The following is an 861-nucleotide window of genomic DNA, read 5'->3' on the forward strand; positions in this document are numbered from 1 at the left end:
ATAAAATATTATAATTAAATGTATTTTTGCTATTAGTTGAATTAAATGATTCAGTTAAAAATATTGAAAATGTAGTTTGCGAGATGAGGTAAGTAATAATTGCGATGAATATGCCACGTAAGATAAATGTGTTGAATTTTCCTTTTTCATTTTGAAGTTGTTTCATTTTAACTTGTAAATCAATTTCATTTATTTCTATAAAATCTTTAACAAATAATTGAGGGGTACCTAAATCATCTATACTGTCTTCACCATGTTCATGACACTCTTGAATATGTTCTAATATTTGTCTCTTAATATTTTCCCTTTCTTCTAAACTAATATCGTATTGCTTTAATTCCTTAAGTACGTCTCTTAAAAATTGCTTTTCTTTACCTATCAATTTATTCCTCATTTCAGAAGGTCTCCTTTCAAACCGCTTTTTAATAATGTTTGAATGTCCAATTGCAATTCTAACCACTCATTAATTTTCTTCTCAAGACGTATTTTCCCATTTTCATTAATTTCATAATAAATCCTCACTTTACCACTGTCTGTTACCTCTTGATAAGTGTTAACCCACTCTTGATTTTTCAACTTAGTTAAAATAGGATAAATACTTCCTACTCCTTTCAATTTTAAATTGTTTATTTCAAGTTCTTTCATAATCTCATAACCATAACTTTTCTTTTTCGACAAAATAGATAATACACACATTTCTAAATGACCTTTAATTAAACTTGTTCTATCCATAGGATAAATTTAACAGAAATATATACTTCATTCAAGTATATATTTCTGTTAAATTTAAAAAATCACACAATGAAAAATAGATTAATAAACAAAAACATATCACTTACGAACCATTTTAAACCTTAATTT

The 861-nt window shown here is 25.6% G+C and carries 2 protein-coding genes; both read right to left on the reverse strand.

Annotated elements, in window-relative coordinates; all coding sequences use genetic code 11:
* Nucleotides 1-394 (reverse strand): DUF1700 domain-containing protein (locus GBN78_RS29845; RefSeq protein ID WP_152128043.1); only part of this gene is annotated, 394 nt, incomplete at its 3' end.
* Complete coding sequence (locus GBN78_RS29850) at nt 391-696, reverse strand: PadR family transcriptional regulator (RefSeq protein ID WP_002094025.1); 306 nt, start codon at nt 694-696, stop codon at nt 391-393. The genes GBN78_RS29845 and GBN78_RS29850, both read right to left, overlap by 4 nt.
* Nucleotides 697-861 lie beyond the last annotated feature (165 nt).

This window comes from Bacillus sp. B2-WWTP-C-10-Post-4 (genome assembly GCF_009183805.1).
Taxonomy (GTDB): domain Bacteria; phylum Bacillota; class Bacilli; order Bacillales; family Bacillaceae_G; genus Bacillus_A; species Bacillus_A cereus.